This is a genomic window from Nisaea sp. (assembly GCF_017640745.1).
In the GTDB taxonomy this organism is placed as follows: domain Bacteria; phylum Pseudomonadota; class Alphaproteobacteria; order Thalassobaculales; family Thalassobaculaceae; genus Nisaea.
The window spans coordinates 54463-69857 of record NZ_JAEPQA010000027.1 but is presented as its reverse complement, the minus strand read 5'-3'; the positions used below and the strand labels follow the sequence as shown (position 1 = coordinate 69857).

The 15395-nt window shown below is 65.2% G+C and carries 17 protein-coding genes; 10 read left to right on the top strand and 7 right to left on the bottom strand.

What is annotated here, in order from left to right; all coding sequences use genetic code 11:
• Positions 1 to 623: hypothetical protein (locus JJ959_RS17395; protein WP_292886453.1), on the top strand; the 623-nt coding region annotated here is incomplete at its 5' end.
• A 19-nt stretch (positions 624 to 642) separates the two neighbouring features.
• On the opposite strand, the gene JJ959_RS17390 is transcribed toward JJ959_RS17395, so the two are convergent.
• Both JJ959_RS17390 and JJ959_RS17385 read right to left on the bottom strand, forming a co-directional pair.
• Positions 643 to 1017 (bottom strand): hypothetical protein, encoded by a 375-nt coding sequence (locus tag JJ959_RS17390; RefSeq protein ID WP_292886450.1) that lies wholly within the window; start codon positions 1015 to 1017, stop codon positions 643 to 645.
• Complete coding sequence (locus JJ959_RS17385; RefSeq protein WP_292886447.1) at positions 1014 to 2387, bottom strand: acyclic terpene utilization AtuA family protein; 1374 nt, start codon at positions 2385 to 2387, stop codon at positions 1014 to 1016. Before JJ959_RS17385 ends, JJ959_RS17390 begins: the two co-directional genes overlap by 4 nt.
• 93 nt (positions 2388 to 2480) lie before the next feature.
• Here JJ959_RS17385 and JJ959_RS17380 point away from each other — a divergent pair, with 93 nt between their 5' ends.
• Both JJ959_RS17380 and JJ959_RS17375 read left to right on the top strand, forming a co-directional pair.
• Positions 2481 to 3113, top strand: a complete 633-nt coding sequence (locus JJ959_RS17380; protein ID WP_292886444.1) for a 3'-5' exonuclease — start codon at positions 2481 to 2483, stop codon at positions 3111 to 3113.
• 90 nt (positions 3114 to 3203) lie between these two features.
• A complete protein-coding gene (locus JJ959_RS17375) occupies positions 3204 to 3677 on the top strand; it encodes a cyclic nucleotide-binding domain-containing protein (protein WP_292886441.1) in 474 nt (157 codons plus the stop codon).
• Between the two features lie 12 nt (positions 3678 to 3689).
• On the opposite strand, the gene JJ959_RS17370 is transcribed toward JJ959_RS17375, so the two are convergent.
• Positions 3690 to 4010 (bottom strand): hypothetical protein, encoded by a 321-nt coding sequence (locus tag JJ959_RS17370; protein WP_292886438.1) that lies wholly within the window; start codon positions 4008 to 4010, stop codon positions 3690 to 3692.
• A 152-nt stretch (positions 4011 to 4162) separates the two neighbouring features.
• Between JJ959_RS17370 and JJ959_RS17365 the strand changes: the two genes are divergently transcribed.
• Complete coding sequence (locus tag JJ959_RS17365) at positions 4163 to 5512, top strand: hypothetical protein (protein ID WP_292886434.1); 1350 nt, start codon at positions 4163 to 4165, stop codon at positions 5510 to 5512.
• Between the two features lie 4 nt (positions 5513 to 5516).
• On the opposite strand, the gene JJ959_RS17360 is transcribed toward JJ959_RS17365, so the two are convergent.
• Positions 5517 to 6422 carry a DMT family transporter gene (locus JJ959_RS17360; RefSeq protein ID WP_292886431.1) on the bottom strand — a complete coding sequence of 302 codons (906 nt, stop codon included), beginning with the start codon at positions 6420 to 6422 and terminating at the stop codon, positions 5517 to 5519.
• Positions 6423 to 6574: 152 nt separating this feature from the next.
• On the opposite strand from JJ959_RS17360, the gene JJ959_RS17355 reads away from it, so the two are divergent.
• The gene (locus tag JJ959_RS17355) at positions 6575 to 8878 is read left to right on the top strand and encodes a xanthine dehydrogenase family protein molybdopterin-binding subunit (RefSeq protein WP_292886428.1); all 2304 of its coding nucleotides are present in this window, start codon (positions 6575 to 6577) and stop codon (positions 8876 to 8878) included.
• Between the two features lie 78 nt (positions 8879 to 8956).
• Positions 8957 to 9583 carry a glutathione S-transferase family protein gene (locus JJ959_RS17350; protein ID WP_292886426.1) on the top strand — a complete coding sequence of 209 codons (627 nt, stop codon included), beginning with the start codon at positions 8957 to 8959 and terminating at the stop codon, positions 9581 to 9583.
• Positions 9584 to 9759: 176 nt separating this feature from the next.
• On the opposite strand, the gene JJ959_RS17345 is transcribed toward JJ959_RS17350, so the two are convergent.
• On the bottom strand, positions 9760 to 10305 hold the full coding sequence (locus JJ959_RS17345) for a YceI family protein (RefSeq protein WP_292886423.1): 546 nt from the start codon (positions 10303 to 10305) through the stop codon (positions 9760 to 9762).
• A gap of 82 nt (positions 10306 to 10387) precedes the next feature.
• Here JJ959_RS17345 and JJ959_RS17340 point away from each other — a divergent pair, with 82 nt between their 5' ends.
• From JJ959_RS17340 to JJ959_RS17325, 4 genes are read left to right on the top strand one after another with little or no spacing between them, the layout of a single operon-like run.
• Positions 10388 to 11386 carry a zinc-binding alcohol dehydrogenase gene (locus JJ959_RS17340; protein ID WP_292886420.1) on the top strand — a complete coding sequence of 333 codons (999 nt, stop codon included), beginning with the start codon at positions 10388 to 10390 and terminating at the stop codon, positions 11384 to 11386.
• A 12-nt stretch (positions 11387 to 11398) separates the two neighbouring features.
• Positions 11399 to 11797 (top strand): 6-carboxytetrahydropterin synthase, encoded by a 399-nt coding sequence (locus JJ959_RS17335; protein WP_292886417.1) that lies wholly within the window; start codon positions 11399 to 11401, stop codon positions 11795 to 11797.
• A complete protein-coding gene (locus JJ959_RS17330; protein ID WP_292886414.1) occupies positions 11794 to 12876 on the top strand; it encodes a glycosyltransferase family 4 protein in 1083 nt (360 codons plus the stop codon). The genes JJ959_RS17335 and JJ959_RS17330 overlap by 4 nt, the downstream gene beginning before the upstream one ends.
• Positions 12873 to 13673 carry a class I SAM-dependent methyltransferase gene (locus JJ959_RS17325; protein WP_292886411.1) on the top strand — a complete coding sequence of 267 codons (801 nt, stop codon included), beginning with the start codon at positions 12873 to 12875 and terminating at the stop codon, positions 13671 to 13673. Before JJ959_RS17330 ends, JJ959_RS17325 begins: the two co-directional genes overlap by 4 nt.
• Here JJ959_RS17325 and JJ959_RS17320 read toward each other — a convergent pair.
• Together JJ959_RS17320 and JJ959_RS17315 are read right to left on the bottom strand one after the other, a co-directional pair.
• The gene (locus JJ959_RS17320; protein WP_292886408.1) at positions 13666 to 14412 is read right to left on the bottom strand and encodes a RibD family protein; all 747 of its coding nucleotides are present in this window, start codon (positions 14410 to 14412) and stop codon (positions 13666 to 13668) included. The two genes, JJ959_RS17325 and JJ959_RS17320, sit on opposite strands and share 8 nt — an antisense overlap.
• On the bottom strand, positions 14409 to 15215 hold the full coding sequence (locus JJ959_RS17315) for a creatininase family protein (protein WP_292886405.1): 807 nt from the start codon (positions 15213 to 15215) through the stop codon (positions 14409 to 14411). The genes JJ959_RS17320 and JJ959_RS17315 overlap by 4 nt, the downstream gene beginning before the upstream one ends.
• Positions 15216 to 15395 lie beyond the last annotated feature (180 nt).

The window sequence follows — 15395 nt, the reverse complement described above, 5'->3', positions numbered from 1 at the left end:
GCCAGAAGCTGCATCGGAAAGTCACGCGCAGCCTGAAAGAGCACCAGAAGGACGAGACCTATCTGGAGCTCGAGAAGCGCTACATCACGAAGCACGAGATGAAGCTGGACGCCCTGGCGCAGGGGCTCTTCCGCTGCTACGAGAGCCCCGGCAAGGCGCGCGAAACGCTGGATCAGCTTTGCGGGAACTACGATACCAACTACGCACTTGAAGTGGTCCGCCTCGGAATACGCCGGCTCGCAAAGCCGATCGGCTTCGACATCCTCGGGATCAAGAGCGAAAGCCGGCGTGTCGCGGAGGAATATTTCGAGAGCACGCTGCTGCCATCCCTCGAAAAACTGATCCCCGATCACGGGGATTATATCAAGCTGAAGCGCCTCGACGTCGAGGAGCGCTACGAGAAGGTATTGCACGAAATCGAGATCGGTCGTCAGGCCGTCACCGCCGTCGAGGCCGGCCTGAAGAAATACAAGAGCGAACTCGAGACCGCGGCGAAGGCGATGAGCGAGGAAGAGGTGAGCCAGCTCAACGCCGAAGAGGCGTCCGACCGGCTCCTGTTGCTGCCGGCGAAAATGCGCGAGGCGGTCCTGGAAACGAAGCTCGAAGCTCTGAAAAAGCGCTGATGTAACCGCGCGACGGGAGCTAGCTGCGGCGCCCGTCGGTGAATTCGCGGACGCGGTCGAGCGGAACCTCCACCGGCATCGCGAGCAGCATGAAGGACAGCGTCTTGCCGTGAAGGTCGAGATTGAGCGTGCTGTTGACCCCGCCTTCCAGCGCATCGTCGATCACGAAGTTCAGCGCCGGCAGGTTCGGCAGTTCGTAGCGTTTCACCGCGCTCGCACCCTTATGCGCAAAGAGTTCCAGCACCTTCGCTTCGGTCACCTGTTCCAGCAGCAGCGGGTAGGCCTCTGGGCTATAGGGAATGACGCTGATATTCGAGCGGTTGCCCTTGTCGCCGCTGCGCCCGTGGGCGATGTCGTGCAGCTTCAGGCGGACAGTTTCGAGCACGATGGTCATATCTCCGCTCCGCAATAGCCGACCGATGGAGCGAGCCGGTCTCTGTCCACCAGGATGGAGGCGGTATGGATCTGCGCCGTGATGTTACGGCGGAAACCTCCGCCGCCCGCCGGACCCGAGCAATAGAGACTGAGAACCTCGTCGGCGAGATCCTCCGCAACTTCTTTCGAGTGGCAGGAAACCGCGGCCCGCACCCTGAAATCGCCGTCGGGCGCCGGAGCCGGACGGCCCGGATAGGGCGCGCTTCCGCCGTCGAACGTGCTGGAGAGCCCGACGATATCGAAGCGGTACTCGGCGTTGCTGCCGCGTTCCAGACAGCGCTCGCGGATCACGTCGCGGGCAAGTTCCGCGCGTGCGAGGGCATTCGGTCCCGCATAGCTGATCTCGGCTTCTCCGAGCCAGCCGCCGTCGAAGCTGACCGTCGTCTTCAGCGTGTCGGGCCGGGGCTTGCCCTTGGCGCCGCTGACCGCGACGACGTTTTCGCTCTCCTGGGTGACCGTCACGCCGGTGATGTCGAGCACGACGTCGGCGGTCAGGTAGGCCGATGGATCGTGCATTTCATAGAGGATTTGTTCCATCACACTCGCGGGCGTAACCGCGCCCCCGGTGTTTTCCGCCTTGGAGACCGTGATCGCGCCGTCGCGGCCGATCGTGGCAACCGGGAAGCCGACATGCGCGAGATCGGGCACATCCTTGAAGCCCGGATCGGCGAAATAGGCGCCGGTCACCTGGGCGCCGCACTCGAGCAGATGCCCGGCAAGTGTTCCCGCCGCGAGCCTGTCCCAGTCGTCTTCCGCCCAGCCGAACTCATGGATCAGCGGACCCAGGACCAAGGCCGGGTCGGTGGTGCGTCCGACAACCACGATATCCGCGCCTCCCGCAAGCGCCTCGGCGATAGGGCGAGCGCCGATATAGGTATTGGCGGCGACGATACCGTCGCCGATCGGAAGTCCCTCGATGGTCTTGTGCGCGCGGATCTCGCCTTCGTTCATGACTGCGAGCAGGTCGTCGCCGGAGACCACGGCGATCCGCGGGGTACGGCAGCCGAGCTCTCTCGCGATCTCCAGGATCTTCCGGGCCCCGCCCATCGGGTTCGCCGCACCGAAATTGGAGACGATACGGATCTTGTGCTCCAGGCAGCGTTGCAGCACAGGGCGCACATAGGCTTCGAGAAAGGGTGAGTAGCCTTTCTCCGGATTCTTCAGTTTCTGTTTCTGCGCGAGCGCCAGGGTGCGTTCGGCCAGGGTCTCGAAGATCAGATATTTCGGGCCGTCGCGTTTCGCGAGCGTGTCAACAACCGGGCCGCCGGCATCCTTGCGGTCCCCGGCGAAACCGGCGCCGCAGCCGATATGGACGAGATCTCTGGTCATGGGTCTTTCGCTTGGCAGGGTCGGGAGCGAACTGTAGCGTTTGCTGCGGCTTCGTTTCCAGCCCCTATGCAACCAGCCCGGAGGAGCGGCTCCATGAGCGGACGCGCAGACCGTGTCACCGGAAGCACCGCAGCGACTCCGTTTGACGGCTTTCCCGAGAGCGGCAGCATCGTGATTTTCGATCTCGAGATTACCGCCTGGGAGGGCTCGCTCGCGCGCAACTGGAGCGGCCCTGGCGAATATATGGAGGTCGTGCAGATCGGCGCGGTGAAGCTCGACGCGGCGATGCCGATGGCGGAGCAGGACAGTTTCGAGATCCTGATTCGACCGGAGAAAAACCCTGTCCTCTCGGACTATTTCACCGCGCTCACCGGGATCACCAATGTGGATTTGGACCGGGAAGCCGTCGGCTTTGCCGAAGCGCTACAAGCTTTCGCGGCCTTTGTCGGCGATGCCCGGGCGGCGTACAGCAATGGCGGCGACTGGTCTGACCTGGTGCAGAATGCTGGATGGGCGGGCGTGGATTGGCCGTTCCCTCCCGGACTGTTTTCGAATCTCCGAGAGACCATCGCCGAAGCGCTCGGCGTGCCGAACCGGCGAGCCGTCAGCTCGAGTCTTCCTGCACAGCTCGGGCTGGAAGAAGTGCCCGGCGCTCACACGGGGCTAGGCGACTCGCGGGCGATCGCGGCGGCCTTGCGTCAGCTGCGCGCCGACGGACGTCTCTGACGTCCGGCCTGCGACCCGGAGTACGGTTGCGCCGGACAGGCTGCGCATACAAAGTGGTGGGACACAGTCCAGAAAACAGGCGGAAACCAGATGAGTGCGAATATTGGGGATGTCGACGGCGGTCCGGTCAGTGCCGAGGAGATCGGCCGGATCTCGATCTTCCAGGATCTCGGGGAAAACGAGCGCGCGGAGATCGCAGCGCTCTGCACCAAGCGCCTGTTCCGGGCCGACGAGGTGATCATTTCCACCGGCGGCGCGGACCATGACGTCTATTTCATGCTCTCCGGCAAGGCTGAGGTCCTGAACCACACGATCATCGGGAACGCCCTGCATCTGGATGCGCTCGGCAAGGGCGCCTATTTCGGGGAGCTGTCGGCGCTGGACGGCGGACCGCGGTCCGCCGAGGTTCAGGCCATAGAAGACTGCATCGTCGCCGCAATGCCGCCGAGCGAGTTCCGTCAGGTGCTCGCGGACTACCCGTCCGTGCTGGTTCTTGTGCTGCACAATCTGGCGCAGATGATCCGCGCGGCCAATCTCACCGTGTTGCAGCACGCGACGATCTGATCCGGGAGCGGATCAGTCCTCTTCGCTGGCGGCGTGGTCTTCCTCGCGGCGGCCGTCGGCCGAGCGGGTGAGCCGGCCCATGAGTTGCTCAAGGGCGGCGTGCAGGTTGCGGACGCCCGAGCGCGACATGATCATCCGCGAGACCACGGCATGTTCGACCTGCGAGCCGTCGATATTGAAGCGCGTATTGACCAGATTGATCCGCACGACACCGTCCCGCACCATGGCGCCAATGACACCGTCGACGAAGATGTCCTGGCATTCCGGGGCAATCACGATGTTCGGCTGCTGACCGCCCTTGCCGCCGCCGCTGGTGTTCGAAGTGTCGCTCATGGAGACTCGTCCGCCCTAAATTTGTGCCAAATTCGATAGAATACCGATAACACGTTGCATCCCTTGGCGGAAGACGGTTCGGCGCCGGATATGTGCCGTGCCGGAGGATTGCCAAATCATGGAGCTGGGGGCAGTGTTCGAACTCCCGCCCTGTGTTCGCTCCGCCGCTGGAGACCAAGATTCTGCCGCAGATTTTCAAGGACTGGCGTGTTCTGCTCCTGGCAGCTGTCTGGCTCGGATCGGTTGCCGGTCTCTTCGTCTCCGCGCCGATGCTGGACCATCTGACCGGCATCGGTCTGCTGATCTTTGTGCTTCTGACCCTGCCGAAGGCCCGGCGCGAGACCAAGTTCCTGATGCTCGGCGGCGGTCTCATCACGGCCGTCCTGCTGCTGACGGTGGCGGGCCCGGCGGATGCCTTGCGCGGCCTCGAGCGCAGCCTGATCTTCGCCGGATTGTTGCCGACCCTGCAGATGACCAAGGCCGTGGCGCTTCGCATGCCATCTGTGCGGATCAGCCAGGAGAGGCTGGCCTCCCTGCCGGGACAGGCCGCCGATGTGGGCATCGCCATCGGAACGACGGTGTTCGGCTCGGTGCTCAACACCGGTGCTTTTGCCCTCGTCTCCGCAGTGATCAAGCAGGACGCGACCGAAGAGCGCCGGCTCACAGCGGCCCGCGCCGCCATGCGCGGCATGAATATCTCGGTGCTCTGGTCGCCGTTCTTTGTCGGTTTCGCGGTGGCCGGGACCTATCTGCCGCAAGTCGAGCTCTGGCAGATCGTGCCGTTCGGCTTCTTCTGTGTCTGTCTCTCGATCGCCATCGCGCTCGCCATGTTCGCGCGACCCTTCAGCCTCGGAGCGGTTCGGGATTCCCTCGCCTGTCTCGGTCCGATCGCGCCGCGGCTCGGGTTTGCCGCGGGGACCGTGATCCTTGTCGGCGCGCTCACGCCGCTCTCGACCCTCGGAGCGATCATCGTTGTGATGCCGGTGCTCTGTGCGATCCAGTTCCAGCGCCATCCGGAGCAGGTCCGCCCGGTCTTCGAGGAAACGGCGACCGCGATGAGCCGGATGGGCGACGACCTCGCGCTGATCGTCGTCGCAATGGTGGTCGGAACGACCGCGGGCGAGGCGGATGCGCTGATCGTCCATGTCGCGCCGCTGCTCGAGGGCGGACTGCCAGCGCCGGTTCTGCTGGCAGCGCTGATCGGCATCCAGCTGCTGCCGGCGGTCGTCGGGATCCATCCGATCATCACCGGGACGATCTTCCTCGCCGCGCTGACCAGCCTGCCGCATGGCGTCCTGCCGCTTGCGCTCTACGAGGCAATGCTCGCGGGCTGGGGGCTCGGATCGATGATCTCGATCGCCTCGCTCTCGGTGGTAACCGCGGGATCCATGTTCGGCGTGCGGCCTCTGGTCGTCGCGATCGGGCCGAACCTGCTCTATGTGCTGGTGGTCTGGGCCGTGCTGGTGCCGCTGCTCAGCGCCGTGCACTACGCCTTCATCTGAGGTTTCAGCGCCGCCGCCGGGTCATCACCAGAAAGACCGCGGAGACGACGGCGGCGAGCGCCGCATAATCGACCAGCCCCGGCACCGTGCCGAAAATCATCGCGTCGAACACCACGCCCATGACCGGGACCATCAGCGTGCCGACGGTCGAGACCACGACCGGCAGCATGGTGACCACGTTGAAATAGGCCCAGTAACAGAAGATCCCGGTGATCGTCATGTTGTAGACGAGACCCATGGTCGGCCAGAAACTGACGCTCTCCGGCATGTGCTGGTAGTCCCAGACGCCGGCGATCAGTGCGATCGGCACCGCGCCCAGCAGCTGTTGCCACCCGGTCAGCACGGTGACGGGGATCGAGAAGCCGAAATATTTCACCGCAGCCGTCCCCGAGCCCCAGGCGATGGCGGCGAACAGCACCAGCGCCGGGCCGAGCGGCCCGCCCGAGAGCGCGCGCTCGTCGCCGAAGAACAGCAGTCCCATGCCGACGAGACCGAGGCCGAGGGCGATCATCGATCGGCCGCTCAGGCACTCCTTCACCAGCCACGCGCCGGTCAGCGAGGCCCAGAGCGGCATGGTGTAGGCGAGGATCGCCGCCCGCCCCGATTCCATCAGGTCGACGCCGTAGAGCACCGCGATATTCCAGACGGACATGTTGAGCACGGAGACGATGATCAGGCCCTTCCACTCGGCGCGCGGGACGCGGAGCGGCAGGCCTCGTGCCCGGGCCAGAGCGAATAGCCCGACCGCCGCTGACAAGCCGGCAACCGCACGGAACACGAAGGGCGGGTATTCCGCGAGCGACAGCTTCATCACCGGCCAGTTCAGGCCCCAGAGCAGGGCGAGCATGGCGAGCAGAAAGACAGCGAAAGCGGGGATGCCCGAAGTGTCGGGCGTGCCGGGTTTGACCACGGGCGTTGAGCCCTTATCTCTGTGACGGGTACGTGAAGAGAGGTCTTGCTACTCCAATTCATGCTTGAGCGCCAGACTTCTCCCCTCCTAACATCCCGCCCGAGAGATTAACGGCGCGGCAATCAGGCTGCGATCCGACATGGAGGCTTTTGATGGTTAAATTCGGTATCGGTCAGGCGATCAAACGTGTCGAGGACCAGCGCCTTCTGACCGGCCAGGGGAACTATACGGACGATGTGGCGCCGGACGGCGCGCTGCGTGCCTATATTCTCCGCTCGCCCTATGCGCATGCGAAGATCAAATCCGTCGAGACGTCCGACGCCGAGGCGGTGCCGGGCGTGGTCGCGGTGCTGACCAACAAACACGTGAAAGAAGACGGGCTCGGCGATCTGCCCTCGCTCGCGCCGGCGCCGAACAAGGACGGCAGCCCCCGGGCCGATACCCCGCGGCCGATCCTTGAGGGCGACAGGGTGCGCCATGTCGGTACCCCGGTCGCCATGGTGATCGCGGAGACGCTTTCGGCGGCGCGCGATGCCGCCGAGCTGATCGACATCGAATACGAGCCGCTCGCGGCGGCGACCGATGCAGAGGCGGCGACCAAGCCGGGCGCGGCCCAGCTCTACGATCACATCCCGCACAATATCTGCTTCGACTGGCACAAGGGCGATCTTGAGATCAACGACGCCGCCTTCACCCGCGCGGCGCGGGTGGTCGAGACCCGCGTGGTCAACAACCGCATCATCGTTAATTCCATGGAGCCGCGCGGCGCCATCGGCCTCTATGACGCGGAGACCGACCGCACGACGCTCTACAGCTCGACCCAGGGCCCGTCCTTCATCCACCCTCATCTGGCGGAGACGGTGCTGAAGATCGACAAGTCGAAGCTGCGCTGCATCACCACCGATGTCGGCGGCGGTTTTGGGATGAAGATCTTCCTCTATCCCGAACAGTGCCTGATCGCCTGGGCCTCGCGGCGGCTGAAGCGGACGGTGAAATACACGCCGGACCGCTCGGAAGCCTTCATGTCCGACACCCAGGGCCGGGACAATATCAGTTATGTGAAGGCCGCTCTCGACGAGAACGGCAAGATCATCGCCATGAAGGTCGAGACCTTCGCCAATCTCGGCGGTTACCTGTCGAATTTCGCGGCCTTCATCCCGACCGAGGCCGGCACCCACATGCTGTCCGGCGTCTACGACATCCCGAGCATCTATGTGAACGTGAAGGGTGTCGTCACAAACACCACGCCGACTGACGCCTATCGCGGCGCCGGCCGTCCGGAAGCGGCCTACCTGATCGAGCGGGTGATGGACAATTGCGCGGCCGAGACAGGGCTTACCCGCGACGAGATCCGTCGGCGGAACTACATCAAGCCGGAGCAGATGCCCTACAGCACCGCGCTCGGGAACGTCTACGACACCGGCGAGTTCCAGACCGTCATGGAAAAATGCATGAAGCGGGCGGACTGGGACGGCTTCCCGGCGCGCAAGGCGGAGTCGGAAAAGCGCGGCAGGCTGCGCGGCATCGGGCTCGGCTACTACATCGAGAAATGCGGTGGCGGCAATCCGGAGACCGCGGACATCCGCTTCACCGAGGACGACAAGATCGAGATCTATATCGGCAACCAGTCGAACGGGCAGGGGCACGAGACCGCCTATGCCCAGGTGCTGGGCGACGTGCTCGGCATCGACGGCGAGCGGATCAAGATCATCCAGGGCGATACCGACCGCACGCCTCCGGGCCTGACGGGTGGCTCGCGCGCGCTGCCGGTGGGCGGCGTCGCGGTGCTGCTCGGCGGCCGCGAGATCGTCGAGAAGGGCAAGAAGGTCGCAGCCCGCGTTATGGAAGCGGCGGTCGAGGACATCGAGTTCGCCGACGGCACCTTCACCGTCGCCGGCACCGACAAGACCATGTCGCTGTTCGATGTGAGCCGGCAGGCCGAGGGTGACGAGAACCTCGACACCACGCATCACCGGGTGCCGGAAGCCGCGACCTTCCCGAACGGCTGCCATGTCTGCGAGCTCGAGATCGATCCGGATACCGGCATCGTCGAGATCCAGCGCTACACCGTGGTCGACGATTTCGGCTCGGTGATCAATCCGAACATGCTGGCGGGCCAGGTGCATGGCGGCGTCGGCCAGGGCCTCGGCCAGGCGCTCTACGAGCATGCGGTCTATGACGAGGAGAGCGGCCAGCTGATGACCGGCTCCTACATGGACTACAACCTGCCGCGCGCGGACCAGGTGCCGATGATCGACTTCACCACGCACAATGTCTGGTGCACGACCAACCCGCTCGGCATCAAGGGCTCGGGCGAGGCTGGCGCCATCGGCGCTCCGCCGGCGGCGATCAGCGCCGTCTGCGACGCGCTCGGCGTGGTGAATATCGACATGCCGGCGACCCAGGAGAAGATCTGGGCCGTTGCCAACGAGGGCCGGCTCGCCGCGGCCGAATAAGACCCGTTCCGAAAAGACGGTTGCACAAAGGCAGCCGTCTTTTTTGTATGCAGGTTCCAGAATTCAGAGGGGGACGCCATGACGGCACCGATCGAATGCTACACGTGGAAGACGTCGAACGGCCGCAAGATCACGATCATGCTGGAGGAGTGCGGGATTCCGTACAACCTGCATCCGATCAATATCGGCGAGGACGAGCAGTTCACGCCGGAATATATCGCCATCAACCCGAACTCGAAGATCCCGGCGATCATCGATCCGGACGGCCCGGGCGGGAAGCCCTACACGGTCATCGAGTCGGGCGCGATCCTGATGTATCTCGCCGAGAAGACCGGCAAGTTCATGCCGTCCGAGATGGGCAAGCGCTACGAGGTCATCCAGTGGCTGATGTTCCAGATGGGCGGTATCGGTCCGATCTTCGGCCAGGTGCACCATTTCAAGCGCGCCGCCAAGGAGAAGGTGCCCTACGGCATCGAGCGCTATGGCAAGGAATGCCTGCGTCTCTACGGCGTGCTGAACAGCCGTCTCGAGGGCCGGGACTATCTCGCCAATAACGAGGTTTCCATCGCCGACTTCGCGACCCTGCCCTGGGTGTTCCGGCACGACTGGCAGGAAGTGGACCTCGCCCAGTTCCCGAACGTGAAGCGCTGGTACGACAATATGATGGCGCGTCCGGCCCTGCAGCGGGGTATGGAACTGCCCTGAGGTTTGTTCGCAGGCCTCATTGACCAGAATGCGAAAGGGCCGGCAATGCCGGCCCTTTTTCTTGTTTCGGGTCGTCATCCCCACGCAAGTAGGGACTTAGGGAAGACGGTCTCTGTTCTACGGTCGCTGGGTTCCCGCGTTCGCGGGAATGACGACTGCAAAAAATTCTGATCGAGCTATCCCTCGACCCGCTTGGCTTCGAAATCGATCTGCAGCTCCATCTCGCCGCCGGGCGCCCCGGTGCCGCCGAAAGTGCGGTCGCTGATCCGCGTCTCGACCGAGAGCGCCACCGCGTGGTGCTTGGAGCGGAAGGGGAAGTCCTGGTTGTCGATCCAGGTGAGGTCCAGCGTTGCCGGCCGGGTAATTCCGTTCAGGGTAAGATCACCGCTGACGGTCCCGGTGCGGGGGCCGGTCTGCCGGCTCTGTTTGCCGACGAAAGTGATTCTGCTCCCGGCTCCGGCGATGTCCGCGCTCCCGGTCTGAGGAGGCGTGAAGGCGCCGGCCGGCGCGACGGTGAAACGGATATCCCGGATCGCGGGGGCGGATTCGTCGAAGCTGAAGCTGCCCGCGCCGATCAGGAACATGCCGCGGCTGTCGGCCAGACCGAGATGGCTGGTCCGAAAGGTAATCGACAGATGATCCGGATCGACCTCGTATCGCGCGGGTTCCGCCCTCGGCGCCGCGCCGGCCGCGAGCATCACCAGAACGGCGACGACGCTCACGATAGTTTTTGCTGCGCGCGAGGGGAGTTCCATATTACGCCTCCAGGGATGAATGCTCGGGCCGGATGCCCGGATGGGAACCATGAAATCAGATTTGGGCAGGAATATGCGCGTTGCGAGTGCCTTTTGGTCGCACGGTAACGGGCAGGGGGAAATCCGCGAGGAAACGCTCCGGGAGCCGGCGGATGGCGAGCTTCTGGTCGAGACGCTTTTTTCCGCGGTCAGCAAGGGGACGGAGAGCCTCGTCTTCCGCGGCGGCGTGCCGCGCTCGGAATGGGACCGGATGGCCTGTCCTTTCCAGGAGGGACGTTTCCCGGGTCCGGTGAAATACGGCTATGCCTCGGTCGGGCGGGTCGCGGGGGGCGACGGGCTGGCCAAGGGCACGCCGGTCTTTGTGCTCTACCCGCACCAGACCCGCTATGTCGTCCCGACCGACGCGGCGATCCCGCTGCCGAAGAAAGTGTCGCCGGAGCGGGCGGTGCTGGCCGCGAATATGGAAACCGCGCTCAATGCGGTCTGGGATGCAGAGGCGGCGCGCTCAAAGGAGCTCTGCGTCATCGGCGGCGGCATGGTCGGGCTTCTCACCGGCTATCTCGCCCGTCGCTTCTGGGGTGAAGAGGTGTGGGTCTTCGATCCGGTGGAAAGCCGGGCGGCGGTCTGCGAGGCGCTCGGTCTTCGCTATGCCGGAGCCGGCGGGCATCCCGAGAAATTCAGCCTGCTGTTCCATGCGAGCGCGACAGAGGCGGGGCTGCGCCGGGCGCTCGACCTCGCCGCTTTCGAGGCGACGATCATCGAACTCAGCTGGTATGGCGACCGCGAGGTCTCGCTGCCGCTCGGCGGCGCCTTTCATTCCCAGCGCCTCACCATCCAGGCCTCCCAGGTCGGCGCGGTCGCCCCGTCGCGGCGCCAGGGTGCGAGGCACCGGGAGCGTCTTGCCGAAGCCATCGGTCTGCTCGACGACCCTGCGCTCGATGTGCTGATCACCGGCGAAAGCCCGTTCGAGGACTTGCCGAAGATCATGGCCAAGCTTACATCCGGCGCGCCCGAGACTCTCTGCCACCGTATCCGCTATCCTGATTGACCGGAGCCATTCATGTACGCACTTACCGTCCGCGACCACGTGATGATCGCGCACAGCTTCAACTCCCCGACCTTCGGGCCGGCGCAGCGCCTGCACGGGGCGACCTATGTGGTCGATGTCGAGTTCCGCCGCGCGGAGCTGGATGCGGACAATCTCGTGATCGATATCGGCGCCGCCTCGGAAGAACTGAAGGCGGTCCTGGCGCCGCTCGCCTACCGCAATCTCGACGAACTGCCGGAATTCAAGGGCGAGAACACCACGACCGAGTTCCTCGCCCGGCACATCTTCGATGCCATGGCGGCCTCGATCCGCGCCGGAAAGCTCGGCGAGACGGCCCTCGGGCTCGCCGGCATGAAGGTTACGCTTCACGAGTCCCACATTGCCTGGGCCTCCTACGAGGGGACATTGTGACCCCCGCACGTCTGCAGGATTCCAGCCTCCCGGTCCATTTCATCGTTCCAGGGCCGCTCGGCACGCTGACAGGCGGCTTCATCTATGACCGGCAGATGGTCGAGGGATTGAAGGCAGCCGGCCGGCTGGGTGCCGTCCATGAAATTTCGGGCGACTTCCCGCGTGCGGCGCCTTACGACGTTGCGGCCGGTGCGGCGGTGTTGGCCGGACTTCCGGACCGGGCGCTCTGCGTCATCGACGGTCTGGCCCTGACCGCGCTCGGTCAGGCGGTTGCCCAGCACGCATCCCGGCTCGACGTGGTGGCGATGATCCACCACCCGCTGGCCGACGAGACCGGTCTTGGAGACCGCGAGAAGGAAGCGTTTTTCGCCGCCGAGAAGGCGGTGCTGGCAGAGGTCGCGCGGATTGTCGTCTCCAGCGCCCGGACCGCCCTGAGGCTGCGCGATTTCGGGGTGAATCCCTCCGCGGTCCGCGTGGTCGAACCGGGTATCGCCGAATGGGCCCGGCGTGAACGCTGGTCCGGCGGCGGGAGTACGCCGGTCCGCATCCTTTCCGTGGCGACCCTGACGAAGCGCAAGGGGCACGACATCGCCCTCAGGGCGCTCGCGTCCTGCCGCGACCTCGACTGGCGCCTCGACATCGTCGGCGCGCCGCGCGACCCGGACCATGGTGCGGCGCTGAAGACGCTTGCGGGCGAGCTGGGAATCCTGGAGCGTGTAACCTTCCATGGCGAGCTCGTCGAAGAAAAGCTGGTGGCGTTGCACCGCGGGGCCGGCCTCTTTCTCTCCGCCACCTATCACGAGGGGTTCGGCATGGCGCTTGCGGACGCGGTCGCCTTCGGGCTTCCGGTGGTGACGACCGAAGAGGGGGCCGTCGCCGAGGCGGTCCGGGCGGCGGCCGAACTGGTGCCCGCTGGCGACAGCAACGCGCTCGGGCGCACGCTCCGCACCCTTCTGATGGATGACGGTGCCCGCCTGCAACGCGCGGCGCGGAGCCGGGACGCGGCGGCAGGGCTGTCCGACTGGGCGCGGGCGCAAACGGCCTTTCAGCGTGCTGTCGACGGGGTGACTTTGCAATGAGCGGCGGGTTTTCGGCAGATTGGCTGACGGCGCGCGCGGTATGGGATCGGGCGGCGCGAAGCCCGGAAGTCGAGGGCGCACTGGTGCAATGGGCCGGGAGACGGCCGGCGCCGCTCCGGATCCTCGATCTCGGCGCCGGGACGGGAAACAACCAGCGCCATCTGGCACCGTTGCTGAAAACGCCGTGCGACTGGCGTTTGGTGGACAGCGACGCTGCGTTGCTGGACCGTGCCGTTGGCCATGCCTCTCTGAAGACTGACGACCGGATCGCGGTGGAGAGCCTCGATCTCGCTACATCGGATATCGCACCGCTGCTGGAAGATGTGGATCTGGTTACTGCTTCGGCGCTCTTCGATCTTGTTTCGGCGGAATGGCTTGATCGCTTCCTCGATGCCGTCGCATCGCGCGGCTGTGCCTTGCTCGCGGTGCTGACCTATGACGGGCGGATCGATGTCGAAGGCGATCACGAGGAGGCGGAAAACCTCGAGGCGCTGATGAACGATCATCAGCATGGCGACAAGGGCTTCGGACCGGCGCTCGGTCCGGACGCGCATCCGGCCCTGGTCGAAGGCCTTACGCGGCGCGGTTACCGGGTCGATGAGGGCGCGAGCGACTGGAGCCTGACGGCGGGCGATCCGGGGGCGCGCGATCTGGTCGAGGGCTGGGTGTCTGCCGCGGGCGAGATCGCGCCCCTCGACCGCGAGGAAATCGCGACCTGGGGCGCGGCACTGCTCGCCCGCCCCGAAACCCGGATCTATGTCGGCCACCGGGATCTGTTCGCTGTGCCGCTCAGCTGAGGCGGCAGTCGAACAGCGTATCCTTGCCGAGCGGGTAGGTCCGCGCCTCGAAGCGGAGTGCCGCATCGAGTTTCTCGATTTCCGGCAGGACAAGTCCCGGGCGGCCCGAGCCGATGATCAACGGCGCGACCGAGACCTGCAGCCGGTCGATCAGCTTCTCCGAAAGGAAACGGGAAATCGTCAGCCCGCCGCCCTCGATCAGGATGGTGCAGAGGCCGCGCCCGCGAAGTGCCGCGAGCAGGAGACGAGGATCCACGCGGCCGTTGGGGCCGGTGGCGTCCAGCATGCCGCAATGTGCCGGGAGATCGCTGCGGGACGTGCCGGAGACGAGGAGGGTTTCCGCATCCGGTTCGGTCAGCAGGGCATGGCCTGCCGGCACTCTGCCCTGCGTGTCGATCACCACGCGGACCGCGTTCGGGCCGGGTACCCGGCGGGTGGTCAGGCGGGGATTGTCGAGTACCGCGGTCGTCGCGCCGACCACGACGGCATCGGCGATGGCGCGGAGACGGTGCAGGTGATCGAGGCTCTCGGGTCCGTTCACGTAATGCGAATGACCGCTCACGGTCGCGATGCGGCCGTCGAGGCTCTGTCCGATCTGGGCGATCACGGTCGGTCGCTCCGCGCAGGCCGCGGCGAGGTCGCGATACAGCTCCCAGGGGACGTATTGCGCGTCCACCCCGGTATCTTCCGGGATGCTCTTTCCGAGCCCGGCGAGGATCTCCCTCCAGATGCCGCTCATCTTTGTTCGCCGAAAGGCGCACCGCCACTCAACGGCCAGTCCGCGACATCCTCGATCAGGTCCGCGAGCTGTTGCCCGTAGGCGGCGAGCAGGGCGCTCCCCTGGTCCGCTGTCGCGCGGCTCGCCGCACCGGTTGCGCCGGACGGGTTGAGATCCTCCGCGTTCCAGGCGAAACCGCCGGCCCCCGAGAGTCCGAGCCGTTTCGATGTGGCGGTGCGGGTTGCGGCCGAATTGGGAAAATCCGCGATCTTGTCCTTCCGCACCAGCTCCGGCGCGATCGCCAGCATCAGGGCGGTCTCGATCTGGCCCCCATGCAGGCCGGTTTTCTGTTCGTCGTCCGAGATCAGTCCGTCTGGCAGGTCGAACCGGAAAGTGTTCGCCCGGACCGCCAGCATCCCGGCTTCGCTGCGCAGGCGTTGCGCGACGAGGTCGACGATCTGCGGCTGGCCGCCATGGCTGTTGAGAAGGATCAGCTTGCGCACGCCCGCCGCGGCGACGGAACGGCCGATTTCTGTCCAGGAGGCGATGAGGGTTTCCGCGGCTTGTGTGAGGGTGCCGGCAAAACTCATATGCTCGGGGCTGAGACCGATGGCCTGGGACGGCAGGATCAGGAGTGTCAGGTCGTCCGCCACACGCTCGGCCGCGGAGGAGAGCACCGCTTCGGTGATCAGGATGTCGGTCGCCAAGGGAAGGTGCGGGCCGTGCTGCTCTATCGCGCCGACGGGCAAAAGGGCCAGCGTACGCGACGGCTTTAGCGCCGCGACATCCTCCGTCGTCAAGTGACCCCAGAAATGGACAGACATCCCTTTGAAAACCCGGCTGTTTCCGAGACGGGCAGAGCGAACACCGCGGCCTCTCCGCTGTCAAGGTCCCGGCGTGGTGCCGCGCACTTTTGCGTTGTCACATAACGGAGATCTGTTTGTCATCATTCGGACAAATAAAATTCAATGAAAAATGGAAGTGCGATCTCTTTTTGAGACGCT

Bases quoted from the DNA above. Each gene is read 5' to 3' on its own strand.
- JJ959_RS17355 (WP_292886428.1), top strand. From the start codon at position 6,575: ATGGTTAAATTCGGTATCGGTCAGGCGATCAAACGTGTCGAGGACCAG.
- JJ959_RS17335 (WP_292886417.1), top strand. From the start codon at position 11,399: ATGTACGCACTTACCGTCCGCGACCACGTGATGATCGCGCACAGCTTC.
- JJ959_RS17370 (WP_292886438.1), bottom strand. From the start codon at position 4,010: ATGAGCGACACTTCGAACACCAGCGGCGGCGGCAAGGGCGGTCAGCAG.
- JJ959_RS17380 (WP_292886444.1), top strand. From the start codon at position 2,481: ATGAGCGGACGCGCAGACCGTGTCACCGGAAGCACCGCAGCGACTCCG.
- JJ959_RS17350 (WP_292886426.1), top strand. From the start codon at position 8,957: ATGACGGCACCGATCGAATGCTACACGTGGAAGACGTCGAACGGCCGC.
- JJ959_RS17325 (WP_292886411.1), top strand. From the start codon at position 12,873: ATGAGCGGCGGGTTTTCGGCAGATTGGCTGACGGCGCGCGCGGTATGG.
- JJ959_RS17385 (WP_292886447.1), bottom strand. From the start codon at position 2,387: ATGACCAGAGATCTCGTCCATATCGGCTGCGGCGCCGGTTTCGCCGGG.
- JJ959_RS17315 (WP_292886405.1), bottom strand. From the start codon at position 15,215: ATGTCTGTCCATTTCTGGGGTCACTTGACGACGGAGGATGTCGCGGCG.
- JJ959_RS17320 (WP_292886408.1), bottom strand. From the start codon at position 14,412: ATGAGCGGCATCTGGAGGGAGATCCTCGCCGGGCTCGGAAAGAGCATC.
- JJ959_RS17340 (WP_292886420.1), top strand. From the start codon at position 10,388: ATGAAATCAGATTTGGGCAGGAATATGCGCGTTGCGAGTGCCTTTTGG.
- JJ959_RS17375 (WP_292886441.1), top strand. From the start codon at position 3,204: ATGAGTGCGAATATTGGGGATGTCGACGGCGGTCCGGTCAGTGCCGAG.
- JJ959_RS17390 (WP_292886450.1), bottom strand. From the start codon at position 1,017: ATGACCATCGTGCTCGAAACTGTCCGCCTGAAGCTGCACGACATCGCC.